Origin of the sequence: Aeromonas rivipollensis, from assembly GCF_037811135.1 — a bacterium.
GTDB classification, from domain to species: domain Bacteria; phylum Pseudomonadota; class Gammaproteobacteria; order Enterobacterales; family Aeromonadaceae; genus Aeromonas; species Aeromonas rivipollensis.
Genome location: NZ_CP149130.1, coordinates 4173819 through 4199831, shown reverse-complemented (window position 1 = coordinate 4199831; position 26013 = coordinate 4173819). Strand labels below are relative to the sequence as shown.

Sequence of the window (26013 nt, the reverse complement as noted above, 5' to 3'; positions counted from 1 at the left end):
AGGGGTCCTTCACTGTGACCCCTTTTTTTTGACCGTTCATTTATGATTCATCCCGTCAGCCTAAGATAGGCCGGGTTCATGCTGGGGCCGATGTTTGACTTATGTTTGATGTGGGCCGCAGATTGGCACCCGGTCAGTAGACAGGCCCTCTCAGGGTGTTAGACTGATTCGATTGAAAAGTAAGAGGTAGAACATGGGAACTTCATTGCAACGCACTATGGCTCTGATTCCGCAAGGTAGTCTGGAAGGCTATATCCAAGCCGTCAACTCGATCCCCGTGCTGAGCGCGGAGGAAGAGCGTGAACTGGCGATGCGTTTGCAGCAGGGTGGCGATCTCGAGGCTGCCCGTCAGCTGGTCATGTCGCATCTGCGTTTTGTCGTTCACGTGGCCAAGAGCTACTCCGGCTATGGCCTGCCTCAGGCCGATCTGGTGCAGGAAGGCAATATCGGCCTGATGAAGGCGGTCAAGCGCTTCGACCCGAGTGTCGGGGTGCGTCTGGTCTCCTTCGCCGTGCACTGGATCAAGGCCGAGATCCACGAATATGTGCTGCGCAACTGGCGCATGGTCAAGGTGGCCACCACCAAGGCCCAGCGCAAGCTGTTCTTCAACCTGCGCAAGTCCAAGAAGCGTCTGGGCTGGCTGAATCACGAAGAGGTGCAGGCCGTTGCCGCGGATCTCGGGGTTTCTGCCGCGGACGTCACCGAGATGGAAGCGCGCATGAGCAACTACGATCAGGCCTTCGATCTGGTCGGTGACGATGAGGATGAAGGTGGCTTCGCCCCCGTCCATTATCTGGAAGACAAGTCTTCCGATCTGGCCGCCACCATAGAGAACGACAACTGGGACAGCCACGCCACCCGTCGCCTGAGTGCGGCCATGGCCACCCTGGACGAGCGCAGCCAGCACATCATCCGCGCCCGCTGGCTGGATGAGGAGAGCAAGACCACCTTGCAGGAGCTGGCAGACAACTACGGTGTGTCCGCCGAGCGTGTGCGTCAGCTTGAGAAGAACGCGCTCAAGAAGCTGAAGGATGCGATGGCCGCTTGAGGGCATTCGCCGAGCCTGTGAACCGCTCAAGAAACTGAAAGACGCCATGGATGCCTGAGGGCATTCTCTTGTAGAAAACAGGGCCTGATGGCCCTGTTTTTGTTTCATCGGGATCTGGTCGGCCTTGCCTTGGTTACCCTTGTGTATGGTATGTTGCCGCCACTGCCACAGTTAGGGAGAGCAGAAGTGAAACTGTTGAACGACCTGTTTACCAATAACCGCGAGTGGGCGGAACGGATCAAGGCCGAAGATCCCGATTTCTTCGCTACCCTCTCCGCCCAGCAGGCGCCCGAATACCTCTGGATCGGCTGCTCCGACAGCCGGGTACCCGCCAACCAGCTGATGGGGCTGCTGCCGGGGGATGTCTTCGTCCACCGCAACGTCGCCAATCTGGTGGTGCATACCGATTTCAACTGCCTCTCGGTGCTGCAATACGCGGTGGAGGTGCTCAAGGTGAAGCACATCATCGTCTGCGGCCACTACGGTTGCGGCGGCGTCAAGGCGGCGATGCAGAACCAGGAGCTGGGCCTCATCGACAACTGGCTGCGCAACATCAAGGATGTCTATTTCAAGTACGGCGAACAGCTCGAAGCCATCGAGGATGAGCACGAGCGCTTCGACTACCTGTGCGAGCTGAACGTGGCCGAGCAGGTTGCCAACGTCTGCCACACCACCATCATCCAGAATGCCTGGCGCAAGGGGCAGGAGCTGGCGGTGCACGGCTGGATCTACGGCATCAAGGACGGTCTGCTGCACGATCTCGATCTCTGCATCAGCGGCCCTGATCAGATCCCGGACGTCTACCGTGCCTGGCCGGACATGCGTCCGCCTCACCGTCGTCGCTGAGGAACCCATCGGTGGCACCCGCCCTCTATCTGCAGATCAAACAGCACATCCTGGACGGGATCCGCGAACGCCACTATCAGGCAGGCGACAGGATCCCGACCGAGGCCGCCCTGTGCGAGCAGTTTGCCGTGAGCCGGATGACGGTCAACAAGGCGCTGCGTGAACTGGTAGCCGAGGGCTGGCTCAATCGCACCGCCGGCTCCGGCAGCTTCGTGGCGGACAGGCGTGCCGAGTCGCCGCTGCTGGCCATTCGCAACATAGCCGACGAGATCGCCGAGCGGGGCAGCCAGTACAGCGCCCGGGTGATCCGCCTGCAGCGCCAGGCTGCGGACGAGAAGGTGGCGGTGCGACTGGGTTTGCGGGTCGGGGCGCCCACCTTCCACAGCCTCATCGTCCATCAGGCCGATGGGGAGCCGCTGCAACTGGAGGAGCGTTTCGTCGATGCCGAGCGCCTGCCCGGCTATGGCGAGCAGGACTTCACGAAACAGACGCCGAACAGCTATCTGATGGAAGTCTGCCCCCTCTCCGAGATGGAGCACGTGGTGGAGGCTGCGCTGCCGAGCGCCGGCGAGGCGGGCCTGCTGCAGGTGAGGGTCGATACCCCCTGCCTGCTGCTGCATCGCCGCACCTGGTCGGATGGCTTCCTGGTCTCCTACGCCAGGCTGCTCTCGCCAGGCTCCCGCTACAAGCTGAGCTCCAAGACCCGATTGGCCTGATTGTATATACATATCTTGCTTTAAGAGCCCACCCTTTGGTGGGCTTTTTTGTGCTTAAACTCTAATGAAACCGCTGTTATCAAGATGTGAACTTGATCCTTTCTTTCTCGCCAGAGATCGGCTATAAATTATTGTATATACATTTAGAGGTCGGTATGAACAAGGAACTGTTGAACTGCGAGCGGGTCTGGCTCAACGTGACACCCGCCACCCTGCGCTCCGATCTGGCGGACTACGGTCTGCTGGAACCCCATGCCCTCGGCGTGCATGAAGGCAGGATCCACGCCCTGGTCCCCATGCAGGATCTCAAGGGACCCCATCCCGCCCACTGGCGTGACATGAAGGGCAGGCTGGTGACTCCTGGCCTCATCGACTGCCACACCCACCTCATCTTTGCCGGCAGCCGGGCCGAGGAGTTCGAGCTGCGCCAGCAGGGCGTACCCTACAGCGACATCGCCCGCAAGGGGGGTGGCATCCTCTCCACCGTGCGGGCCACCCGCGCGGCCAGCGAGGATCGGCTCTATGAGCTGGCGGTGCCGAGGATCAAGTCCCTGATCCGGGAAGGGGTCACCACTGTGGAGATCAAGTCCGGCTATGGCCTCACCCTGGTGGACGAGCTCAAGATGCTGCGGGTCGCCCGTCGGCTGGGGGAGACGCTGCCCATCCGGGTCAAGACCACCTTGCTGGCCGCCCATGCGGTGCCGCCGGAGTACCGCGACGATCCCGACTCCTGGGTCGAGACCATCTGCCAGGAGATCATCCCGGCGGCCGCCGAGGCGGGTCTGGCGGATGCGGTGGACGTCTTCTGCGAGCACATCGGCTTCTCCCTGGCCCAGACCGAGCAGGTCTATCTGGCGGCGGATCAGTACAATCTCGCGGTGAAGGGTCATATGGATCAGCTCTCCAACCTGGGGGGCAGCACCCTCGCCGCCAATTTCGGTGCCCTCTCGGTGGATCATCTGGAGTATCTGGATCAGGACGGGATCCAGGCGCTGGCCCACCGTGGCGTGGTCGCCACCCTGCTGCCCACCGCCTTCTACTTCCTCAAAGAGGCCAAGCTGCCGCCGGTCGCCGCCCTGCGCAAGGCGGGTGTGCCCATGGCGGTCTCCTCCGACATCAACCCGGGCACGGCTCCCATCGTCTCCCTGCGCATGGCCATGAACATGGCCTGCACCCTGTTCGGCCTGACCCCGGTCGAGGCCATGGCCGGGGTGACCCGTCACGCCGCCCGGGCGCTCGGCGAGCAGGAGCGTCTGGGGCAGCTGAGAGTGGGCATGCAGGCCGATTTTCTGGTCTGGAATTGCACCCATCCCTCGGAGATCAGCTACCTGATCGGGGTCGATCAGCTGGTCAGCCGGGTTCTCGACGGGGAGGAGACGCTCCATGGATAAGTTCAACATGGCCGACATGTCGGTCTGGCAGGGGCGCCGGGATCCGGAAGATGGTGAACTGGCCCTGCGCTGGCACGACAAGGTGCAGCCCTGGCAAGACGACAGCGAGCCCGGCGTGGTGCTGCTCGGTTTTGCCTGTGACGAAGGGGTGCGCCGCAACAAGGGGCGGGTCGGCGCCGCCGCTGCCCCGCTGGCGGTGCGCAAGCTGCTCGCCAACACCGCCTGGCACCTGGGCCGTCCCGTCCATGACGGCGGCGATCTGGCCTGCGAGGACGGCGATCTCGATGCCGCCCACGACAGGCTGGCCGAGCGGGTCGCCCGTGCGCTGGATCTGGGACACTTCCCGCTGGTGCTGGGAGGTGGTCACGAGGTGGCCTTCGGCAGCTGGAGCGGCCTCAATCGCCATCTGGGTGGCAAGGGGCGGGTCGGCATCATCAACTTCGATGCCCACTTCGATCTGCGCATGAAGCAGGAGTACGCCAGCTCAGGCACCCCCTTCTTCCAGATAGCCGAGCAGTGCGCCGCCCAGGGTACGCCCTTTACCTACGCATGCCTCGGGGTGGCCGAGACCGCCAACACGGCGGCGCTCTTTGCCCGCGCCGAGACGCTGGGGGTCTGGCATGTGCTGGACGAGGAGATGACCCAGGCCGAGCTGCCGGTGTTGCTGGCGGGGCTGGACGCCTTTATCGCCCGCTGCGATCACCTCTACCTCACCATCGATCTCGACGTGCTACCCGCCAACCTGATGCCGGGGGTGAGCGCCCCCGCCGCCCGCGGCGTCGAGCTGGCCGTCATCGAACCCCTGATCGCCCATATCCGGGCCAGCGGCAAGCTCAGGCTTGCCGATCTGGCCGAGTACAACCCGAGTCTGGATCTGGACAGCCGCAGCGCCCGCGTGGCCGCCCGGCTGGTCCATCAACTCACCAAGTAGCCGGCCGACTCGCCAGGGGTACTGTGCCCCCGCATGGCGGCTGCATTGATAAACAAGGAGTGTCTATGTCTGTGCAACACCAGGATCCCCGTCACGACCCGAGCCGGGTCATCCGTGCCCCCCGCGGCACCGAGCTGACCGCCAAGAGCTGGCTGACCGAGGCGCCCCTGCGGATGCTGATGAACAACCTGGATCCGGAGGTGGCCGAGCATCCCCAGTCCCTGGTGGTCTATGGCGGTATAGGCCGCGCCGCCCGCAACTGGGCCTGCTACGACAAGATCGTCGAGGTGCTGACCCGTCTCGAGGACGACCAGACCCTGCTGGTGCAATCCGGCAAGCCGGTCGGGGTGTTCCAGACCCACAAGGACGCGCCCCGGGTGCTGATCGCCAACTCCAACCTAGTGCCCCACTGGGCCAACTGGGAGCACTTCAACGAGCTCGACAAGAAGGGTCTGATGATGTACGGCCAGATGACCGCCGGCTCCTGGATCTACATAGGCACCCAGGGGATAGTGCAGGGCACCTACGAGACCTTCTTTGCGGTGGCTAACCAGCACTTCAACGGCGAACCGAAAGGACGCTGGATCCTCACCGGCGGTCTGGGTGGCATGGGCGGCGCCCAGCCCCTGGCCGCCACCATGGCCGGCTTCTCCATGATCGCCGTGGAGTGCGACGAGACCCGCATCGATTTCCGCCTCAAGACCCGCTACGTCGACAAGAAGGCCCACAGCCTGGATGAGGCGCTGGCCATGGTCGAGGAAGCCAAACGCAGCGGCAGTGCCGTCTCCGTCGGCCTGCTCGGCAACGCCGCCGACGTCTTCGCCGAGCTGGTGGCCCGTGGCATCACCCCGGACGTGGTGACCGACCAGACCTCGGCCCACGACCCCATCCACGGCTACCTGCCCCAGGGTTGGAGCGTCGCCCAGTGGCGTGAGCTGCAAAAATCCGCCCCCCAGGAGGTGAACCAGGCGGCTCGTCACTCCATGGCCCGCCAGGTGGAAGCCATGCTGACCCTGCAAGCCCGTGGTGCTGCCACGCTCGATTATGGGAATAACATCCGCCAGATGGCGCTGGAAGAAGGGGTGAAAAATGCCTTCGACTTCCCGGGCTTCGTACCGGCCTATATTCGCCCGCTGTTCTGCGAGGGCATAGGCCCCTTCCGCTGGGTAGCCCTGTCCGGGGATCCGGAAGACATCTACAAGACCGACCAGAAGGTGAAGGAGCTGATCCCGGACGATCCCCACCTGCACAACTGGCTCGACATGGCCCGCGAGCGCATCGCCTTCCAGGGCCTGCCGGCTCGGATCTGCTGGGTCGGAGTCAAGGATCGGGTACGCCTGGGCCTGGCCTTCAACGAGATGGTGAAGAATGGCGAGCTGAAAGCGCCCGTGGTCATCGGCCGCGACCACCTGGACTCCGGCTCGGTGGCGAGCCCGAACCGGGAGACCGAATCCATGATGGATGGCTCGGACGCCGTCTCCGACTGGCCCCTGCTCAACGCCATGCTGAACACCGCAGGCGGCGCTACCTGGGTCTCCCTGCACCACGGTGGTGGGGTCGGCATGGGCTTCTCCCAACACTCCGGGGTGGTGATCGTCTGTGACGGCAGCGACGACGCCGCCAAGCGGGTCGGCCGCGTGCTGCGCAACGATCCAGCCACCGGTGTGATGCGCCACGCGGACGCGGGCTACGAGATTGCCATCAACTGTGCCCAAGAGGCGAAACTGGATCTGCCGATGCTGAACACAGCTGGCAAAGGGGTGAAATAAGATGTTTGAACTCAATCTGCAACCGGGCAAGCTCTGCCTCGCCACCCTGCGCCGCGTCAGCCGCGAGCCTGTCCATGTCAGCCTGGACTCGTCCGCCCTGCCGGGGATCCACGCCTCCGCAGCCGTGGTCACCAAGGTGATCGAGCAAAACCGCGTGGTGTACGGCATCAACACCGGCTTTGGCCTGCTGGCCAACACCCGTATCCCGGTGGAGCAGCTGGATGAACTGCAGCGCTCCATCGTGCTCTCCCACGCCGCCGGGATTGGCGAGTACATGGATGACGCTACCGTGCGGCTGATGATGGTGCTCAAGGTCAACTCGCTCGCCCGGGGATTTTCAGGCATTCGGCTGGAGGTGCTCGAGGCCCTGATGACCCTCATCAACGCCGAGGTGTACCCCGTGGTGCCGAAGAAGGGCTCCGTCGGCGCCTCTGGCGACCTGGCCCCCCTGGCCCACATGAGCTGCCTGCTGATAGGCGAAGGCAAGGCCCGCCACAAGGGCGAGCTGATCGACGCCGCCACTGCGCTCAAGATTGCGGGCTTGGAGCCCATCGCCCTGGCACCCAAGGAGGGGCTGGCACTGCTCAACGGCACCCAGGCCAGCACGGCGTTCGCGCTGGAGGGGCTGTTCCACGCCGAGGATCTGTTCGCCGGCGCCATCACCATAGGTGCCATGAGCGTGGAGGCTGCCCTGGGCAGTCGCCGTCCGTTCGATGCCCGCATCCATGAAGTGCGCGGTCAGCGTGGCCAGATCGAGGCCGCCGCCTGCTACCGCCACCTGCTGGTGGATGGCAGCGAGATCGGCATGTCCCATCACAACTGCGAGAAGGTGCAGGATCCCTACTCACTGCGCTGCCAGCCGCAGGTAATGGGGGCCTGTCTGGCCCAGATCCGTCACGCCGCCGAGGTGCTGGTGTGCGAGGCCAACGCGGTCTCAGACAACCCCCTGGTGTTTGCCGAGGATGAAGAGATCCTCTCCGGCGGCAACTTCCACGCCGAGCCGGTGGCCTTCGCCGCCGACAACCTGGCCCTTGCCATCGCCGAGATCGGGTCGCTGTCCGAGCGACGCATGGCGCTGCTGATCGATTCCCGGATGTCGGGCCTGCCCGCCTTCCTGGTCAACAACGGTGGGGTGAATTCCGGCTTCATGATCGCCCAGGTTACCTCGGCGGCACTGGCCTCCGAGAACAAGACCCTGGCCCACCCGGCCTCGGTGGACAGCCTGCCGACGTCTGCCAACCAGGAGGATCACGTCTCCATGGCCACCTTCGCCGGTCGCCGTCTGGCGGACATGGCGGAGAACACCCGCGGCATACTGGCGGTGGAACTGCTCGCCGCGGCTCAAGGACTCGACTTCCGCGCCCCCCTGCGCAGCACAGAGCTCATCGAGCTGGCCAAGGGACGACTGCGTGAAGAGGTCAGCTTCTACGACAAGGACAGGTACTTCTCGCCGGACATCGAGGCCGCCGCCGCCCTGCTGGGGCGAGCCAGCTACAACGATCTGATCCCGGCCGGGGTGCTGCCGAGCCTCTAAGCGGCTATCCGCTCATAACAAAAGACCGCCCGATGGGCGGTCTTTGCGTTTCTGGCGCTGGCTGGATGCGGTTATTCGTGTTCGAACATCAGGAACGGCTAGACCACGAACAGTACCCGCTGAGCGCTGGCGCCGGCTATTCGTGTTCGAACATCAGTAACAGCTAGACCACGAACAGTACCCGCTGAGCGCTGGCGCCGGTTATTCGTGCTCGAACATCAGGAACAGATAAACGACAAACAACACCAGATGGGTGGCGCCATGGAGCACATTGGTGCGGCCACTGCTGAAGGTCACCTTGCACACCATGAGAGTGGTGATGAGCAGCACCATGTCGGCAGGGGAGAGGCCGAGGCGCACCTCCTGCCCGAGCAGGGAGCCGATGAACAGCACAGAGGGGACCGTCAGGGCTATGGTGGCCAGCACCGAACCGAAGTAGAGGTTCATGGCGCGCTGCAACTGGTTGTTGAAGGCGGCCTTGATGGCGCCCACGGCTTCAGGTGCGAGCACTATACAGGCCACGATGAAGCCGCCCAGCGCAGCCGGTGCCTCCAGCACATGGACCCCGTAGTTGATGGGGATGGCCAGGGTCTTGGCCAGCAGTATCACCACCACCAGGTAGGCGAGCAGCAGCAGGGTGTGATAGACGTTGCTGCGCAGTATGCCGTGGTGCTCCTCGTGATCCTCGTGGTCGCTGTCGACGAAGAAGTGGCTGTGGCTGCGGGTCTGGATCAGCAGGAAGACGCCGTAGAGCAGCACCGAGATGATGATCAGCATCCAGGACATGGCGCTGGACATGCTGCCAAGGGTACCGCCCCGGGTGAAGTTCGGCAGCACCAGGCAGAGCAGGGCCAGGGGAATGATGGCGACCAGGTAAGATTTGACCCCGTCCAGATTGAAGTTCTGGGTGTGATAGCGCCAGCCGCCAAACAGCAGGGTGAAGCCCACCAGACCGTTGGTCACCAGCATCACCACGGCGAACATGGTGTCGCGGGCCATGGTGGGGTTGGGGTCGCCGGTCAGCATCACGGAGGAGATCATCACCACTTCGAGGGAGATGACCGACAGGGTCAGGATCAGGGTGCCGAAAGGTTCACCCAGCTTGATGGCCAGGGCGTCGGAGTGACGCACGACGGAGAAGATGGCCCAGGTGACGATGGCGAGCAGGGCCAGTGACACCGGCAGGTAAACCGCAAGGGGGGTTGCTTCTGTCAGCAGGTCGCTGCCCAGGGTCTTGAAGAAGAGCAGGGTCAGCAGGCCAACGGGCAGGGCAATCTCTTGCCGGATAAATGACTTCATAGGCAGTGGTTCTCATCTCGGGGCGGCCGTGGCCGACGGGTAGGGAGACAACAGGTCGCGCCACAGGGGTGGCGCGCCAGTCCATGATAAAGGGAGTTGTCCCGTCAGAGGAGAATCATTTTGTTGCAAGAGATGAGGATCCCCGGGCGGGGACCCTGATGTTTCCCTCTCACTGCCCGCCGGGCTGGCTCTGCCGCCATGCCAGCAGCCAGATCTTCAGCTTGTGGAGGGCCATGGGTTTAGCATAGACATAGCCCTGGATCAGGTGGACCCCATGGCGGTGCAGGTAGTCGACCTGCTCCTGGGTCTCGACCCCCTCGGCTATCATCTCCATGTCGGATTCACGGCCGAAGGCGATGATGGAGTCCAGCAGGGTGCGCTTGAGATCGTCTGTGCCTATGGTGTCGACGAACATCTTGTCGATCTTGATCTGGCGGATGCCGAGGCGCTGCAGGTAGGCGAAACCGCCATAACCTGTGCCGAAGTCATCCAGCTTGAAGTGATACCCCTTCGCCTGGTGTTGCGCTATCTCCCCCATGGCCGCCTTGATATCGGTGATCGGCTTGCGCTCGGTCAGCTCGAAGGTGAGTCTGGCCGGGGAGGGCCAGTCGTGGCGCTGCAACAGGTGCCGCAGATGGGGTTGTTCCAGGTGGGCGGCCACTATGTTGACGCTGACCCACTGGGTCGGCTCCAGCCAGGGCAGATCCGCGATGACCCTCTCCAGCAGTTGCTCCGTCATGGGCAGGATCAGCCCCTGCTCCTCCGCATAGTCGATGAAGGTGCCCGGGGGAACCAACTCCCGACCCCGCTGCCAGCGCAGCAGCGCCTCGAAACCGACCACCTTTTTGCTGCGACTGTCCACTATGGGTTGATAGAAGGGGACGAACTCGCGCCGCGCCAGGGCTGCCTGCAGCAGCCCCTTGAGGGAGCGGCGGTAGTTGCGCAGCACCCAGTAGGCGGCGACCAGCAGGAGTCCCAGTGCACCGCCATACAAGAGGCCATAGTGGCGGGCCTGCCGCTTCGCATACTCCTCCAGCGCCTTGCCCGCCCACAGGGTCTGCCTGATCTGGGGATCCGGAGAGGAGAAGCTCAGGCTCTGGTTGCCAGGCTCCTGCTTGATGGACTGGTCGCCACGGGGGAAGAAGGTGGTGACCTTGCCCGGGCTCTGCTGGCTAAACTCGAGATAGAAGCAGCTAGGGCAGGGGGATTGCAGCTGATCGTGGCTCCAGCTGTTGTTCAGCACCCAGTAGGCAATGTTGTCACCCTTCCTGTAATAGGCGACGACCTCCTGTTCGGTATTGAAGCGGGGCTGGGTGGCCGCGAGGCCAAACTGCTCCTGTTCGGGATAGGGGGGCAGCTCGACTGAGGCAAGGGGGAAATCCTCCCCCAGACTGGAACAACCGCCGCCGGAGGCGAGCTTGAGCCCCTGCAGCCGGATGTGGCGACTGTAGAAACGGGGAGCCCGCAGCAGGGTCATGTCTGCGGGGCCGCAATCGAAGGCGAACCTGGATAGCTGGGAGCGAATGCTCTGATCCAGCGCCTCGTGGCGCTCCGCCAGCGCGGCCTCTATCTGCGCCTTCTTCTGTTGCAGCAGCTGGTGGGCCAGGGGATTGCCCAGCAGCTGGCTGAGGGGCAGGCTCGCCAGCACGGGAAGGCAGAGCAGCAGCAGACTGATCCAGAAGGGAGAGGCTCGTCGCAAGGGGTACCTGCCTGGTGGGGGCATGGGATACAAATGGATGGCAACATCATAGCATTAGCTGCATCGATTTGAGTCGTATCGGTCACACTTGGAACAACAATCATAATTCATTGATAAACAACAATATGACAAAACGAGTGGTGAAGATTCAATCGCTGACCTGTCATAAATGACAATTGTCCAGCTTATCTGAAATGGCTAGAGTAGCGGTGCGGTTTGACTCACCGTGTGTTCAATACTCCTGTATCTATTTTTGTCAGTAGCACAGAGTGTTAGTTTTGATATGAGTGTTTCTTTTGGTCCCCGCAGTGGGACCATTTTTCTGTCCGCTGCCCAGCAGTTGTCCGATTTTCCCCTCTCCCGAGTCTCTTCCCCTCACAAGCGACCCACTCCCAGGCATGAGCGGCACTGACGCTTATTTGCAGAAGCGGGATCTTCAACCATAGGCGGGGTTTGGCCAAGGCTGATACCATGAGGCCTTATGGATGCTGTCGGCTACGGAAAGGCACATGAAACTGACCACTCAACTCGTCTCCTTTATTACGCTGTGCGTGATCGCGGCCATGGCCGTGGTGATGCTCGGCGGGGTATTCAGTTTCCGCCAGATGGGGATGGAGCTGCAGCAAAACCGGGTCGACTCCCTGGTGGAGATCATCGACAAGCAGCTGGGGGTGACCGACGATCAGCAGGCCCTTGCCCGCTGGCTGCCCTCCCTGCTGCGGGCCTCCCACGTGGTCGAGCTGGAGATCCGCCAGGACAGCCAGCGGGTCTACTGGTTTCGCGATGTGCAGCAGCAGACGGACGAGAGTCTGCTGATCCCCTACAGCAAGGCCATTCCCAATCAGGTCGGCATGCAGGCCGAGTTCAAGCTGGACAGGCCCTTCAAGGAGTTCGAGTACTCCATGCAGGCCATGTTCGGCATCTCCCTCGGGGTCTTCATAGTGGTGTTCGGCCTCTGGTACTCGATCCGCTGGCTGCGTCAGCAGCTGCGCGGTGCCGAGCTGCTGGCGGAGCGGGCCCAGCTGATCCTGGATGGCAAGCTCACCAAGCTGGCCCATGATCCCGCCGACGAGTGGCCCCTCTCCGCCAGCCAGGCCCTCACCCATCTGCTGGCCGAGCTGGCCGATGCCCGCAAGGAGCGCAGCCGGTTTGACAACTTCATCCGCAGCAACGCCTTCGTCGACAAGACGACCGGCATAGGCAACCGCCTCTTCTTCGACAACCGTCTGGAAAACGCCATCATGGAGGCGAGCGTGATCAGCGGCGGCGTGCTGCTGATCGAGCTGGCGGGGCTGGAGGAGCTGGATCCCGAGCTGAGCGGACGCCCGAGCCAGGATCTGCTGATGGAGGCGAGCGCCTCCATCGGTACCTTCGTGCGCAAGCACAGCGGCGCCCTGCAGGCCCGCTACGCCGGCCAGGTCTTTGCCGTGCTGCTGCCCAACATGTCCGAGAGCGAGATGGTGGACGGCGCCAGCCAGCTGCTCAAGAGCCTGCAGCGGCTGCACTGGCCCGAGTCGGTCAATCTGGAGACGGCCGTCTACCTCGGCGCCGTCTGTTATCAGGCAGAGGACTCCCTGCTCAAGGTGCAGGAAGAGGCCGAACTGGCGCTCAAGAGCGCGCGGCTGCAGGGCCACAGCGGCTGGTTCCTCTACGAGAAGTCCCTGGACGAGGAGGCGAGCAACAAGGGGACTGTGCGTTGGCGCACCCTGATCAACCGTCGCATCGAGGAGCAGGGGATCTCCTTCTATCTGCAATCTGTGCAGCAGGAGCGGGATCAGGTGGTGCTGCAACAGGAGCTGCTGATCCGCCTCCATGACGAGCAGGGGCGGGAGTTGCAGGCGGGGGTCTTCATGCCCATGGCGGAGAAGGCCGGCCTGCTGCTGCCGCTGGACCGGCTGGTGGTCACCCAGACCCTGCGCCTGCTGCGCCAGCGACCGGAGTCGAGCTGCCCCGTCAGCCTCTCCCTCAGCGCCCAGAACCTGCTCAACCGAGAGTTCCAGCGAGAGCTCTTCTTCGAGCTGTTCCAGCTGCCGCGCAGCATCAATGAGGGGCTGATACTGCAACTGTCCGAGTCCCAGGTGACCCGTCACTACGAGGCGCTCAAGCGGCCACTGCGGGCGCTGCGCATGCTGGGGTGCCGACTGGCCATAGATCACGCCGGCCAGGATGTGGTGAGCACCCAGTACATCAAGGAGTTCGAGATCCACTTCCTCAAGCTGCATCCCAGCCTGGTGCGGGAGATCCACCTTCGTCAGGTCAACCAGATGGCGGTGCGCAGCCTGGTGGGGGGCTGTGCCAATACCCAGGCCCGGGTGATTGCGGTGGGGGTGGAGAGTGGCGACGAGTGGAAGATGTTGCGCCACCTCGGCGTGCACGCTGGCCAGGGGCCCTGGTTCGCCGAACCAGAGCGGCTGCTGATGCCCGCCTGACGGGCCCGATTGGTTCAGTGGCCGACCCGACCCCTCTCCGGGCTCCTGAATCGCCCTGGCCTACAGCCTGCCCTGCTCCCTGAGGCCCGCCAGCCCCTGCAGGCCGCCGGTGTGGATGAAGATCACCTGGCTGCCGCGGGGGATCCGGCCCGCGGCCAGCTCCCGAAACAGTCCCCACATCGCCTTGCCACTGTAGATGGGCTCCAGCGGCAGGCCTGTGTGGGCGCTGAAGGCCTGCACCCACTGCCACAGGGCCGGGCTGAACCTGGCGTAACCGCCGTCGTGGTGCTCCTGGGCTATCCGCCAGCCGTCGGTGGTGGCCGCCGCCGGGTTGAGCCGGCACACCTCATCGTGGAGGAAGGCGCCCCCCTTGAGCACGGCGATGGCGAGGATCTGCTCTCTTTCCCGCTTGCCCGCGATGAGCCCCGCCAGGGTGCCGCCGCTGGCGCAGGGCAGCACCCAGAGATCCGGCGAGAAGGGCACTTCGGCCACCAGCTCGGCCACCCCGGGGATGGCGAGCGGGCTGCTGCCCCCTTCCGGCACTATCAGGGTGTCCGGTGCCTCGAACTGGGCCAGCCAGTCCGGATCCTGGCGCCGCCGATAGCTCTGGCGGTCCACAAAAACGAGATCCATTCCCCAGCCTTTGGCCGCACTCAGGGTTGCGTTGCTGACGGTGACGGCTTCACCGCGTATGATGCCCGTGGTGCGCAGCCCGGATCTGAGTCCGGCCGCCGCCAGGGCGTGGATGTGATTGGAGTAGGCCCCCCCAAACGACAGCAGGTGGGTCTTGCCCTGCGCCTGCGCCTGTTGCAGGTGGTACTTGAGCTTGCGCCACTTGTTGCCGGAGAGGGTCGGGTGGATCAGATCATCCCGCTTGCACCAGAGCCGCACGCCCTGGGCATCCAGCAGAGGGTGGTGGACGGGGTGCAGGGGGGAGGGGAGCTGGGCGGGGGCCAGGATGGCATCCCCTAAGGACGCCTGCTTGGCGGTCAAAGCATCGTTTGTCATAAATATGGAGGCTAATGGCCTGTTTATGTTAAGGTTTAGTCCGTTTCATGCAGCCAGGTCCAGGTCTCGATGAAGTCACTTTTCCGACGTTCGCCCCCCAGCCATCAGGTGGGACTCCTGTTGGCCAGCGATCGCATCCTGCTGGCTTGTGTGGAACCCGTCCCCATCTTTACCAGTCGCGCCATCAATGGCCCTAACGACTGGCCCAAGGCCATGGGGGAGCTGTTTGCCCAGCATGGCCTGGCCAAGTCTAAGGTGAGGGTGGCCCTGGCCGCCAGCCTTTATCAGCAGATCCAGATCGACAAGCCCGCCGTGCCCGACGCCGAGATGGCGGGGGCCCTGCCCTGGGCCATCAAGGATTTCGTCAACGAACCCGTGTTGCAGCTCGCCATGGACTATGTGGATCTGCCGACTCCCCCTGCGGGCCGGCCGAGGATCAACGTGATCTGCGTTCCCAAGAGCCGGGTGCAGCAGCTGGCGGACGCGGTCAACGGCGTGGCGACCCTGGATGCCATCGTCAGCGACGAGCTGGCCATGACGGCCCTCTACGAGGCGGACCAGACGGTGCGCATGCTGCTCTGGCAGCCCAGGGGGCAGGAGTTGCAACTGCTGGTCTTTTATCGGGGAGGTCTCTGCTTCTCGCGCCCGCTGCGCGGCTTTGTCAGCCTCACCGGTGCCCATGAGCCCGATCAGGGGATGCTCGACGGGCTGACGCTGGAGATCCAGCGCTCCCTCGACTACCTGGCGGGTCAGCTCAAGCTGCCTGAGCCGGGCCAGATGCAGCTCGCCATCGGCTCCCCCTTCATCGGCACCCTGGTGCGCCACCTGGAGCAGGCGTTCGGCTTCCCGGTGTCCGCCATGGCCAACAAGGCGGTGCTCGCTGGCGTCGAGTATCTCTCCGCTTACGGGGCCGCCCTTGGCAGGAGCGAAGGATGAAACACCATATCAACCTCTATGGCGCCGAATTCAGGCCAAGGCGCCTGTGGGCCAGCCTCAATCAGATGGCCTTGGTTTGGGGCGGCTGCCTGCTGCTGCTGGTTGCGGCCACCTTTTTCTATGGCTGGCAACAGCGGGGCGTCGACCGTGAGCTGGCCCAGGTGCGTGCGCTGCTCGATGTGCAGCGCAGTGAGGCATCACGGCTCGATGCCGCCCTGGCGCGTCATCAGGCGGACGGTCAGCTGCAACAGCAGCTGGTCAACAAGCGTGAGGAGCTGACTGCCAAGCAGGGGCTGATACGCCAGCTCGGCAGCCTCTCCCTGCAAAAATCCCAGGGCTACGCCAGCGTGATGGCTGATCTGGCCCGTCTGCGGGATGCCCGCCTCTCCCTGCAACGGATCGAGATAAGTGACGGGCACATCAATCTCTCCGGGGTGGCCGAGCGCAGTCAGGATGTGCCTGCCTGGGTGAACCGCTTCAAGCAGACCCCGTCCCTGGCGGGCAAGCAGTTTGGCGAGCTGACCCTGAGCCGGGACAAGGCAGGCCAGCTGGCCTTCCAGCTCAGCGGCATAGCACGGGAGACCCCATGATGGAGATGACGGCACAGTGGCGGGCCTGGGCACAGCGCGTGGCCGCCCTCAGCCTGCGAGAGCGGGTCTTGATCCTGCTGACGGGCATCATTCTGCTGGGGGCGGCCGGGATCTACGGCTGGCTGGATGCCGCCGACACCCGGCTGAGCCAGGAGCGGCAGGCGCTGACGGCGGCGCAACGGGATCTGGAGATCCTGACCCTGGAGAATCAGGGCAAGCAGGCCCGGCTGGGGCGGGATCCGAATGCCCAGGTGCGCCAGCAGCTGACCGGCGTGGAGGCGTCCCTCGGTCGGCTGGACGCCGAGCTCAAGGCCCAGACGGTGGATCTGATCCCGGCCCACGAGATGCCGGCCGTGCTGGAAGCCTTGTTGTCTCGCTCCGCCAACCTGCATATGCTGGCGCTCACCTCCCTCAAGCCCGAGCCGCTGATGGCCGGCGAGCAGAAGGCCAACCTGTTCAAGCACGGGATCCGGCTCCAGCTGGAGGGGGGCTATTTCGATGTCTACCAGTACCTGAAGGCGCTGGAGGCCCTGCCTCGCCACTTCTACTGGAAAGGGTTCGACTACAGGGTGGTCGAGTACCCCAAGGCGGCGGTGGAGATGGAAATCTACACCCTGAGCACCAGCAAGGAGTTCATTCGTGGCTAAGTGGCTGACATTGTTGTGCTGCCTGCTGGGCCCGCTGGCTCAGGCGGAGGTGTTGCAGGATCCGACCGCTCCCCTGGCCGGCAGCGGCGCGGCGGCGAGCCCGAGTAAGGGAGACGGTCTGCCCAGGTTGCAGAGCGTCATTCTGGGCAACGGACCGGCGCTGGCGGTGCTCAACGGTCAGAGCTATCGGGTGGGGCAGCGGATAGACGGTTTCCTGCTGGTGGGCATCAGCGCCGATGCCGTGGTACTGGAGAAGGCGGGCAAGCGTCAGACACTGACCCTGTTTGGCAGCAAGATCCGGATGTGAAGTCGGTTCCGCGCGGGATGCTGCGGGCCAGGTTTGTCGAGTTTCATTGCGAGTCAGGTGCACCAATAACATGAAAAAACACCATTTCTGTCTGCTTCCCCTCGCATTGGCGGTGGCGGCTTGTACCAGCTATCAGCACCCAGAACCGGTGCAGGCCAAAGACGCCCTCAAGCAAGCCATGAAGGAGCAGACCCCGACCGCGCCGCTGACCACACTGCCTCCCTCGGTGCAGAGCGAACTGCTGCAGCTCAATCGCCCCCAGCAGCCCCTGGCCGTTCCGGAGAAACGGCTGCGCATCGCGGCCCATGATGTCGATGCGGTGGAGTTCTTCGGCTCCCTGTTCAAGGGCTCCCGCTACAGCGTCGCCGTCCATCCCGGGGTGGCCGGTGCCATCTCGGTGGAATTGAAAGACGTGACCCTGCAGGAGGCGCTGGCCACGGTCGGTGACATGTACGGCTTCGATGTGCAGCGCAAGGGCAACGTGTTTCACGTCTATCCGGCGGGCCTTCGCACAGAGACAATCCCGGTCAACTATCTGATGATGGCCCGCCGCGGCCTCTCCCGCACCTCGGTCAGTACCGGCGGGGTGACGGCCAACGACAACAACAATAACGGCAACAACAACTTCGACAGCAGCGGCAACAATAACAACGGCAACAACAACCTCGGCTCCTCCAACGGGGACAACGGCAACAGCAACAACAGCAATGGCACCCGGATCGAGACGGACAGCAACAACGACTACTGGAGCGATCTGCGAGACGCCCTGCAGACCCTGATAGGCACAGGCGAGGGCCGGGCCGTCATCACCAGTCCCCAGGCCGGGCTCATCACTGTGCGTGCCTATCCGAAAGAGCTCAAGGCGGTGCGCGAGTTCCTGGATCAGTCCGGTGAACACCTCAAGCGCCAGGTGGTGCTGGAGGCGCGGATCCTGGAAGTGGCCCTCAACGAGGGGTACGAGCAGGGGGTGGACTGGAGCGGTCTCTCCGCCAGCTGGGACGGCAACAAGGGCATCACGGGGGGCGGCTCCCTGCTCGACAGCCCCATCGCCTCGACCCCCAACCAGATCTTCAGGGCCCTGGGGGGCGGCGCCGGTTTCACCATCTCGGATGGCAACTTCAACGTGGCGGTCAGCCTGCTCAAGACCCAGGGGGACGTGAACACCCTCTCGAGCCCGCGCGTCACCGCCACCAACAACCAGAAGGCGGTGATCAAGGTGGGGACGGACGAATACTTCGTCACCAACGCCTCGACCACTACCACCACCTCGGGCAACTCGGCGCCCATAGTGACGCCGAACGTGGAGCTGACCCCCTTCTTCTCCGGCATCGCCCTGGACGTGACCCCCCAGATCGACGAGGCCGGCCGGGTGCTGCTGCACATCCACCCCTCCGTCATCGACACCGAGGAGCAGAGCAAGACCATCAACGTCGGCACTGCGGATCCCCTGGTGCTGCCGCTCGCCAAGAGCTCCATTCGTGAATCGGATACCGTGGTGCAGGCCAACAACGGCGACATCATCGTCATCGGCGGCCTGATGAAGACCGACAAGCAGGAGATCGTCAGCAAGGTGCCGCTGCTCGGGGACATTCCCTGGGTCGGCGAAGCCTTTACCAACCGCCGGGAGAGCACCAAAAAGGTCGAGCTGGTGATCCTGCTCAAGCCGACAGTGGTGGAGAAAGACACCTGGCAGAAGGAGCTGCAACGCTCCTCCGAGCTGCTCGACAAATGGTATCCGCCCAAGGGCTAAGCCATGAACCAGCATGCGATTGGCCTTGTTCCATACGGCCTGTGGCTCGGTGCCACGACAGGCCCCCGGGCCGGTGACGACTCATGTACCTGAACCATGTTGTTTTGCAGGTGTTCTCCTTCGGCCTGATCGGCGTTGGCCGTGACGGGGACTGGGAGGGGACATGTACCTGAACCATTTCGGTTTGCAGGAGGCCCCCTTTGGCCTGACCCCGAATACCGGCTTCTACTACGGCCTGCCTCCCCACGAGGAGGCCATGCAGGTGCTGAACTGGGCGCTGGCACAGGGGGAGGGTTTCATCAAGGTGACCGGCGAGGTGGGCACCGGCAAGACACTGCTCTGCCGCAAGCTGCTGAGCGAGCTCGGCTCCGAGGTGTGCCCGGTGCGCCTGGCCTGGCTGCCCAACCCCCACCTCACCCCGGGTGAGCTGCGCACCGCCCTGGCCCTGGAGCTGGGGCTGGCGGTGCAGGGAGACAGCGAGCTGGATCTCACGGATCGCATCCATCGCCACCTCATCGCCCTGCACCAGCAGGGGAGCCGGGTGGTGGTGCTGATCGACGAGGCGCAGGCCCTGCCGGACGAGACACTGGAGGCCATCCGCCTGTTCGGCAACCTGGAGACCGAGTCCAGCAAGCTGCTGCAAATAGTGCTGTTCGGCCAACCCGAGCTGGATGTCCGGCTGGCCCGGCCCCACTTGCGCCAGTTGCGCCAGCGCATCGGCTTCTCCTACTGCCTGCGCCCCTTGCGGTGCGACGAAACCCGGGCCTATCTGGAGCACAGGCTGCACGTCTCGGGTTATCGCGGGGCGACGCTGTTTGGCGGTCTGGCCCTGCGCCTGCTGTGGCGGGCATCCCGCGGCATTCCGCGGCTCATCAACGTGCTGGCCCAGAAGTGCCTGATGCTGGCCTACGGCCGCGGGACTCGGCGGATCGACAGCGCCTTGGTGCGCCTCGCCATTCGCGATACCGATGACGCCCGTGGTGGCTCATTCGTGCGCTGGTGGCCCCTGTTGCTGCTGCTGGGCACTGCCCTGGCCTATGGAGTCTGGTCATGAGCGTGATCAATCAGATGCTGAAAGATCTGGAGCAACGCCAGCCAGGATCCGAAGGCGCCGCCGTCTATGTGGCGCCGGTGCGTCAGCAGGGGTGGTGGATGCTGGTGCTGACCCTGCTGTGCACCCTGGCGCTGGCCATCCTCGGCTGGCGCACCTGGATCTACTGGCAGCAGAGCCAGCGCACGGCGCAGCCGACGGTTCAATCGACGACCGAGCTCGCCCCGGCGAGCCAGGCGCAGCCTGCCTCTTCTGCCACCGAGGTGGTCGCCACGCCCCCCGAGCCCCAGGGGGCCGCCTCCGGGGCTGTCGCTCAGGATGTCGCCCCAGTGGCCGCAGTGACAAGGACCAGCGCGCCTGCCGAGGTGGCAGAGGGATCTTCCGCGACCGAGGCGCTCGCCGACGAGGCCCCGGCGTCCGAGGCCCTGGCCGAGACGCCGCCGGAGGATGAGCTCACGCCGAGCGACGAAGAGTTGCAGCCGGATCTTTATGCCGAGCTGGCCGCAGAGCAGGAGGCGGCCCCCCAGGAGGCGGCCGCCGCTCCCCGCAAACCCGGCGTGCTGAAGATAGAGACGGTGGATCTCTCCGAGCCCGAGCTGGCGGCCCTGGCCGAGCGCAAGGCGACTACCGCCATGGCCAAGGGCCAGATGCGGGAGGCCCAGGACAACTATTACCAGGTGCTGGTCCATGATCCGCACAATCAGGGGGCGCGCGAGCAGCTTGCGGGCCTGCTCTACGGCGAGGGTCGGCTGACCGAGGCCAGCCAGGTGCTGGAAGAGGGGCTCAGGCTGGATCCGGCGCAGGCCGACCTGCGGCTGCTGCTGGCCCGGGTGGCCATCAGCGGCGGCGATCGCCAGAAGGCGCTGGACTGGCTCACCGGCTATCAGCCGGACCTGGCCGCCAATCTGGACTATTACGCCACCTGGGCGGGGCTCGCCCAGGAGCTGGGCCAGCCGGCCCAGGCGTCCGAGCTCTACGTCAAGCTGCTGCGCCAGCAGCCGGACCAGGGGCGCTGGTGGCTGGGGCTGGGGGTGGCGGAGGATGGTCAGGGCCACCGCCAGCGGGCGCTGGATGCCTATGGCAATGCCCAATTGCACGGGAATCTTGGCGAGGCATCGACCCGCTGGCTGGAACAACGGATCGCCGAGCTGGCGCCTTGACACAACAACCCCTGGGTTCGATTAGCCGCGCAGCGGCGTAATCGGACGAGGTGACGGATTCTGGTACCCAATTCGCCATCGAATGTGGCAACAGTTTTGAATGACGTGCAATCACAGGAATCGGAGCAACAATGGCACAACCCAGACTGAAAATGCGCCTCGGCGACCTGCTGGTACAGGAGCAGATCATCTCGGATGATCAGTTGCAGCTCGCCCTGCAGCAGCAGCGTCAGACCGGGCGCAAGCTGGGGACCACCCTCATCGATCTCGGCTTCATCAGCGAGGTGCAACTGCTGCAGTTCCTCGCCCGCCAGCTGGACGTGCCCTTCTTCGATCTCAATAACCTCACCATAGACGCCTCGGCCGTGACCCTGTTGCCCGAGGTGCAGGCCCGCCGTTATCGCGCCCTGGCGGTCAACCTCAGCGACAACAAGGTGACAGTGGCCATGTCGGATCCCGCCGACTTGAGCGCCCTGGATGCCATCGCCGCCCTGCTCAGCCCCCGCGAAATGGTGCTGGCGGTGGCGCGGGAAGGCCAGCTGCTGGAGTATTTCGACCGCCTCTATCGCCGCACCCGGGAGATAGAGAGCTTCGCCGAGCAGCTGCACGAAGAGTATCAGGACGCCGGTTTCGAGCTGGGCTCCAGCAATCTCGGGGCCGGTGACGAGGGGGAGGCGACCGTGGCCAAGCTGCTGCGATCCCTGTTCGAGGACGCAGTGCAGGTGGGGGCCTCCGACATCCACATAGAGCCGGACGAGAAGGTGCTGCGCATCCGCCAGCGCATCGACGGCGTGCTGCACGAAAACATACTGAACGAGGTACGCATCGCCCAGGCGCTGGTGCTGCGCCTCAAGCTGGTGGCCGGGCTCGACATCTCCGAGAAGCGGCTGCCCCAGGATGGCCGTTTCGCCATGAAGGTGCGCGGCCGGGACGTGGATGTGCGTATGTCCACCATGCCGGTACAGTACGGTGAATCCGTGGTGATGCGACTGCTGGACCAATCCTCCGGCATATTGTCGCTGGCGGAAACCGGCATGCCGCCGGCCATCCTGAGCCGCTTCCGGCGCCAGCTCAAGCGCCCCCACGGCATGATACTGGTGACGGGCCCCACCGGCAGCGGCAAGACCACGACGCTCTACGGCGCCCTCTCCGAGCTCAACCAGGCCAGCCACAAGATCATCACGGTGGAAGACCCGGTGGAATACCGGCTGCCGCGGGTCAACCAGGTGCAGGTCAACCCCAAGATAGGCCTCACCTTCTCCCAGGTGCTGCGTTCCACCCTGCGTCAGGATCCCGATATCCTGCTGGTGGGGGAGATGCGGGACAACGAGACGGTGGAGATAGGCCTGCGCGGCGCCATCACAGGCCATCTGGTGCTGACCACATTGCACACCAATGACGCCGTCACCAGCGCCCTGCGCCTCATCGACATGGGGGCCCCAGGCTATCTGGTGGCGAGCGCCCTGCGGGCCGTGGTGGCCCAGCGCCTGGTGCGACGGCTGTGTGAACACTGCGCCTGCGAGACGGCGCCGGACCAGGGGCAGGCCACCTGGCTGTCCGTCCTCTCCGGCGAGGAACCCGGCCAGCACCTCTATCGCAAGGGGCGTGGCTGCCAGAGCTGCAACTTCACCGGTTATTCGGGCCGGATCGGGGTCTACGAGCTGCTGGAGCTGGATCAACCCATGATGGATGCCCTGCGCCGCAACGATGCGGAGGGCTTTGCCCGGGCGGCACGCGAGCACGAGCACTACAGGCCCCTGGCCCTGACGGCGCTCGATTATGCCCGGGAGGGGATCACCTCGGTGGATGAGGTGCTCAGGCTGGCCGAGGATCTGGGATAAGCCATGGGCAGCTTCAACTACAAGGGGCGCGACAGCCAGGGCAACGCCGTCAGCGGCGTGCTGGAGGCCGCCAGCGAGCTGGCCGCCGCCGAGCAGCTGATGCGCCGCGGCGTGATGCCCACCGAGCTCAAAGCGGGCAAGGCGAAAGCGGCCGGCATCGACTGGTCGCTGCTGCTGGAGGGGGGCGTCAAACTCGAAGAGCTGGTGGTGTTCAGCCGCCAGATGTATGCCCTGACCCGGGCAGGCATTCCCATACTGCGCGCCATCTCCGGGCTGGAGGATAGCGCCCACAGCAAGCCCCTCAAGCGGGCACTGCACGCCCTAGGGGAGGATCTCGGCAATGGGCGGCCGCTGTCGAGCTCGATGCAGACGCACCCCAAGGTGTTCAACAGCCTGTTCGTCGCCATCATCCATGTCGGCGAGAACACCGGCCAGCTGGAGGAGGCCTTCCTGCAGCTCGCCAACTATTTCGATCTGGAGCTGGAGACCCGCAAGCGGATCAAGACCGCCATGCGCTACCCCAGCTTCGTGATGATGGCCATCGGCATCGCCATGGTGATCCTCAACATCATGGTGATCCCGGTGTTCGCCGGCATGTTTGCCAAGTTCGGGGTCGAGCTGCCGCTGGCGACCCGGATCCTGCTCGCCACCTCCCACTTCTTCGTCCACTACTGGTGGCTGCTGCTGGCCATCCTGGCGGGCATGGTGTTTGGCTGGCGTCGCTGGGTCGCCAGCACCCAGGGCAAGCTGACCTGGCATCGCTGGCAGCTCAGGCTGCCCATAGTCGGCACCATCATAGAGCGCTCCCTGCTGGCCCGTTTTGCCCGCAGCTTCTCCATGATGCTCAAGGCCGGGGTGCCGCTCAACACTGCGCTGACCCTGGTGGCCGATGCGGTAGACAACGCCTATATGGCGGGGCAGATCCGCGACATGCGGGCGGGCATAGAGCGGGGCGAGAGCCTGCTGCGCACCGCCGGTGCCAGCGGCCTGTTCACCCCTCTGGTGATGCAGATGATCGCTGTGGGGGAAGAGACGGGCCAGGTGGACGAGCTGCTGCACGAGGCGGCCGAATACTACGAGCGGGAGGTGGATTATGACCTCAAGAGCCTCACCGCCCGCATCGAGCCCATCCTGATCGGCATAGTGGCCGTCATGGTGCTGGTGCTGGCGCTCGGTATCTTTACGCCCATGTGGGACATGATGAGGGCCGTTCGCGGCCAATGATGTGGTTCAGCATCTTCACTCCTCCTGATGGGGGGCATGATGCGTGCGGTTCGCGGCCAGTGATGTGTGGCTGCAGATGATGTGCGCCATCTGTACAGGATTACGGCTAGAGAGGCGTGGATGAGCAGACAGTCCGAGCAGGATGAGCGCTGGCTGGGAGGCTACAGGCGGCTGATCGCCTGCGTCCTGCTGCTGGTCATCATTGCCACCCTGGCCCTGAGCTATCGCAGCCACAGGGAAGAGGCGCTGGCGGTCAGCCTGAGCCTGCTGGGGGAGCAATTTGCCGAGCGGGCCCAGCGACTGCACGGGCGCTGGCTCGATGAGCGGCGCCCCGAGGTGCTGCATGCGGAGGGGGTGGCCTGGCAGTTCGATGGGCGGGGCTGGCCGCTGGCGGTGCTGCCGCTGCAGTCACCCTCCGCCAACTGCCGTCAGCTCTGGCTGAGGCTGATCGGCCCCGAGGACCCGGGGTTGCCGTCCTGGCAGGCACTCGCCAGCCAGGATGGGGACGGCTGCGAGTTTGGTTGGGAAGGGCACTGGCTGTTCTACCGTTTCAGCGATGGCCGGGTACTGGCGAAGCCTTGAGTCGATCTCTCAAGTGCTTCAGCCACATGATTTTTTTCTATCTGCATGAAATAATGCGGAACATTACGGAGGCAGCATGGCAGCAAAGAGAGTGAGCGCCGGCCAGGGACCAGGTCAGATGGCCGGTTTTTCCCTGATCGAGCTGGTGATCGTTATCGTGATTCTGGGGATCCTGGCCGTCACCGCCTTGCCCCGTTTTCTCGACGTGACCGACGAGGCGAAGAAGGCCAGCGTGGAAGGGGTATCGGGCGGCTTTGCCACAGCGGTCTCCCTGGTGCGGGCCCAGTGGGAAGCCGAGGGGCGTGCCAGGCAGGACAGCCTCAACACTGTGCTGTATGACGGTTCCCGTTTCTATCTGACCACGCCGACCGAGAGCCAGGTCAGCAATGGCGAGCTCTCCCCCGGTTATCCCATGGACACGGCGGCGAGCGGCGCTCCCGATGTGGATCCGGCCAATCTGACGGCGGCCCGCTGTCTCAATATTTGGGAGGGCTTGTTGCAGAATCCTCCCAAGGCTACTGCCAACTTTGACGAGGTGCGCGGTAGCGGCAATGACCTGAAGTTCTATGCCACGGTGAGCAACAATGGACTGGATTCGGTCTGCCGTTACTATCTGGTCAACAGCCTGAGCAAGGGAAGTGATGGGCGCTATCAGGACCCGCAAGGGAGCACCGATGCCTACATGAGTTTCAGTTACCGCCCGGCCTCCGGCCAGGTGACTACCAATATCAATTGATAAACCGAGGAAAACGTAATGAAAAAGCAGGCGGGTTTTACCCTGATCGAACTGGTGATCGTGATCATCATCCTGGGCATTCTGGCGGTCACCGCCGCGCCCAAGTTCCTGAATCTGCAGGATGATGCGCGTACTTCCACCCTGAAAGGGGTTGAGGGCTCGCTGAATTCTGCCGGTGCCATGGTATATAGCAAGGCCGTTATCGCTGGCAAGGACACGGCTCCTTCCGAGACACTGGATGTCGGCAATAACGTCAGCGTGAACATTGCCTACGGCTATCCCAAGGCGACCAAGGATGATCTTGAGAAGGTGCTGGAGTTGAGTTCTGGTGACTGGAGCTTTGGTACCCCGGTATCCAGCAGTATCCGGATTTTCCCGGCTGGCGTTTCAGCCAGCTCCACCGCCCAAGACTGCTTCGTTACCTATACAGAGGCTTCTTCAGGCTCTCTGCCGACCTCTGAAGTGACTGCCTGTAAGTAAGGTCAATCTCAATCAAGATGGAGGGAGGTACTCTCTCCA

The 26013-nt window shown here is 64.0% G+C and carries 23 protein-coding genes; 20 read left to right on the top strand and 3 right to left on the bottom strand.

Going from position 1 to position 26013, the window contains the following annotated elements; translation table 11 throughout:
• Nucleotides 1–193: 193 nt before the first annotated feature.
• From rpoH to hutH, 7 genes are all read left to right on the top strand, one after another.
• Nucleotides 194–1048 (top strand): RNA polymerase sigma factor RpoH, encoded by an 855-nt coding sequence (gene rpoH, locus WIR04_RS19155; RefSeq protein WP_025325421.1) that lies wholly within the window; start codon nucleotides 194–196, stop codon nucleotides 1046–1048.
• 186 nt (nucleotides 1049–1234) lie between these two features.
• Entirely contained in the window at nucleotides 1235–1894 is a 660-nt protein-coding gene (can, locus tag WIR04_RS19150; RefSeq protein WP_025325422.1) for a carbonate dehydratase, read from the top strand.
• Nucleotides 1895–1905: 11 nt separating this feature from the next.
• Nucleotides 1906–2610, top strand: a complete 705-nt coding sequence (gene hutC, locus WIR04_RS19145; protein ID WP_338889061.1) for a histidine utilization repressor — start codon at nucleotides 1906–1908, stop codon at nucleotides 2608–2610.
• Between the two features lie 155 nt (nucleotides 2611–2765).
• Nucleotides 2766–4001: an imidazolonepropionase gene (gene hutI, locus WIR04_RS19140; protein WP_338889059.1), complete on the top strand. Its 1236-nt coding sequence runs from the start codon at nucleotides 2766–2768 to the stop codon at nucleotides 3999–4001.
• Nucleotides 3994–4932, top strand: a complete 939-nt coding sequence (hutG, locus tag WIR04_RS19135) for a formimidoylglutamase (RefSeq protein WP_338889057.1) — start codon at nucleotides 3994–3996, stop codon at nucleotides 4930–4932. The genes hutI and hutG overlap by 8 nt, the downstream gene beginning before the upstream one ends.
• Before the next feature lie 65 nt (nucleotides 4933–4997).
• A complete protein-coding gene (hutU, locus tag WIR04_RS19130) occupies nucleotides 4998–6701 on the top strand; it encodes a urocanate hydratase (RefSeq protein ID WP_338889055.1) in 1704 nt (567 codons plus the stop codon).
• A gap of 1 nt (nucleotide 6702) precedes the next feature.
• Nucleotides 6703–8235 carry a histidine ammonia-lyase gene (gene hutH, locus WIR04_RS19125; RefSeq protein WP_338889053.1) on the top strand — a complete coding sequence of 511 codons (1533 nt, stop codon included), beginning with the start codon at nucleotides 6703–6705 and terminating at the stop codon, nucleotides 8233–8235.
• Nucleotides 8236–8436: 201 nt separating this feature from the next.
• Here hutH and WIR04_RS19120 read toward each other — a convergent pair whose 3' ends face one another.
• Both WIR04_RS19120 and WIR04_RS19115 read right to left on the bottom strand, forming a co-directional pair.
• Nucleotides 8437–9534, bottom strand: coding sequence for a calcium:proton antiporter (locus tag WIR04_RS19120; protein WP_025325428.1), 1098 nt, complete (start codon nucleotides 9532–9534; stop codon nucleotides 8437–8439).
• Nucleotides 9535–9703: 169 nt separating this feature from the next.
• Nucleotides 9704–11233, bottom strand: a complete 1530-nt coding sequence (locus tag WIR04_RS19115) for an EAL domain-containing protein (RefSeq protein ID WP_338889050.1) — start codon at nucleotides 11231–11233, stop codon at nucleotides 9704–9706.
• Nucleotides 11234–11742: 509 nt separating this feature from the next.
• Between WIR04_RS19115 and WIR04_RS19110 the strand changes: the two genes are divergently transcribed.
• Entirely contained in the window at nucleotides 11743–13662 is a 1920-nt protein-coding gene (locus WIR04_RS19110; protein WP_338889048.1) for an EAL domain-containing protein, read from the top strand.
• A 60-nt stretch (nucleotides 13663–13722) separates the two neighbouring features.
• Here the strand turns inward: WIR04_RS19110 and WIR04_RS19105 are convergent, their stop codons facing one another.
• On the bottom strand, nucleotides 13723–14670 hold the full coding sequence (locus WIR04_RS19105) for a 1-aminocyclopropane-1-carboxylate deaminase/D-cysteine desulfhydrase (protein ID WP_338889046.1): 948 nt from the start codon (nucleotides 14668–14670) through the stop codon (nucleotides 13723–13725).
• Nucleotides 14671–14739: 69 nt separating this feature from the next.
• Here WIR04_RS19105 and WIR04_RS19100 point away from each other — a divergent pair, with 69 nt between their 5' ends.
• From WIR04_RS19100 to WIR04_RS19045, 12 genes are all read left to right on the top strand, one after another.
• Entirely contained in the window at nucleotides 14740–15606 is an 867-nt protein-coding gene (locus WIR04_RS19100; RefSeq protein ID WP_338889044.1) for an MSHA biogenesis protein MshI, read from the top strand.
• On the top strand, nucleotides 15603–16196 hold the full coding sequence (locus tag WIR04_RS19095) for a PilN domain-containing protein (protein WP_338889042.1): 594 nt from the start codon (nucleotides 15603–15605) through the stop codon (nucleotides 16194–16196). Before WIR04_RS19100 ends, WIR04_RS19095 begins: the two co-directional genes overlap by 4 nt.
• On the top strand, nucleotides 16196–16843 hold the full coding sequence (locus WIR04_RS19090) for an MSHA biogenesis protein MshJ (RefSeq protein WP_338892651.1): 648 nt from the start codon (nucleotides 16196–16198) through the stop codon (nucleotides 16841–16843). The genes WIR04_RS19095 and WIR04_RS19090 overlap by 1 nt, the downstream gene beginning before the upstream one ends.
• Complete coding sequence (locus WIR04_RS19085; protein ID WP_025325435.1) at nucleotides 16836–17150, top strand: SctD/MshK family protein; 315 nt, start codon at nucleotides 16836–16838, stop codon at nucleotides 17148–17150. The genes WIR04_RS19090 and WIR04_RS19085 overlap by 8 nt, the downstream gene beginning before the upstream one ends.
• A 70-nt stretch (nucleotides 17151–17220) precedes the next feature.
• Nucleotides 17221–18900, top strand: coding sequence for a pilus (MSHA type) biogenesis protein MshL (mshL, locus tag WIR04_RS19080; protein ID WP_338889039.1), 1680 nt, complete (start codon nucleotides 17221–17223; stop codon nucleotides 18898–18900).
• 163 nt (nucleotides 18901–19063) lie between these two features.
• Nucleotides 19064–19954, top strand: coding sequence for an ExeA family protein (locus WIR04_RS19075; protein ID WP_338889038.1), 891 nt, complete (start codon nucleotides 19064–19066; stop codon nucleotides 19952–19954).
• Nucleotides 19951–21111: a tetratricopeptide repeat protein gene (locus WIR04_RS19070; RefSeq protein WP_338889037.1), complete on the top strand. Its 1161-nt coding sequence runs from the start codon at nucleotides 19951–19953 to the stop codon at nucleotides 21109–21111. Before WIR04_RS19075 ends, WIR04_RS19070 begins: the two co-directional genes overlap by 4 nt.
• Before the next feature lie 131 nt (nucleotides 21112–21242).
• Nucleotides 21243–22952: an MSHA fimbrial ATPase MshE gene (mshE, locus tag WIR04_RS19065; RefSeq protein ID WP_338889036.1), complete on the top strand. Its 1710-nt coding sequence runs from the start codon at nucleotides 21243–21245 to the stop codon at nucleotides 22950–22952.
• Between the two features lie 3 nt (nucleotides 22953–22955).
• Nucleotides 22956–24176, top strand: a complete 1221-nt coding sequence (locus tag WIR04_RS19060; protein WP_338889035.1) for a type II secretion system F family protein — start codon at nucleotides 22956–22958, stop codon at nucleotides 24174–24176.
• 120 nt (nucleotides 24177–24296) lie between these two features.
• Nucleotides 24297–24758: a hypothetical protein gene (locus WIR04_RS19055; protein ID WP_338889034.1), complete on the top strand. Its 462-nt coding sequence runs from the start codon at nucleotides 24297–24299 to the stop codon at nucleotides 24756–24758.
• Between the two features lie 76 nt (nucleotides 24759–24834).
• A complete protein-coding gene (locus tag WIR04_RS19050; RefSeq protein ID WP_338889033.1) occupies nucleotides 24835–25494 on the top strand; it encodes a type II secretion system protein in 660 nt (219 codons plus the stop codon).
• Between the two features lie 18 nt (nucleotides 25495–25512).
• Nucleotides 25513–25974, top strand: a complete 462-nt coding sequence (locus tag WIR04_RS19045) for a prepilin-type N-terminal cleavage/methylation domain-containing protein (protein ID WP_163155467.1) — start codon at nucleotides 25513–25515, stop codon at nucleotides 25972–25974.
• Nucleotides 25975–26013 lie beyond the last annotated feature (39 nt).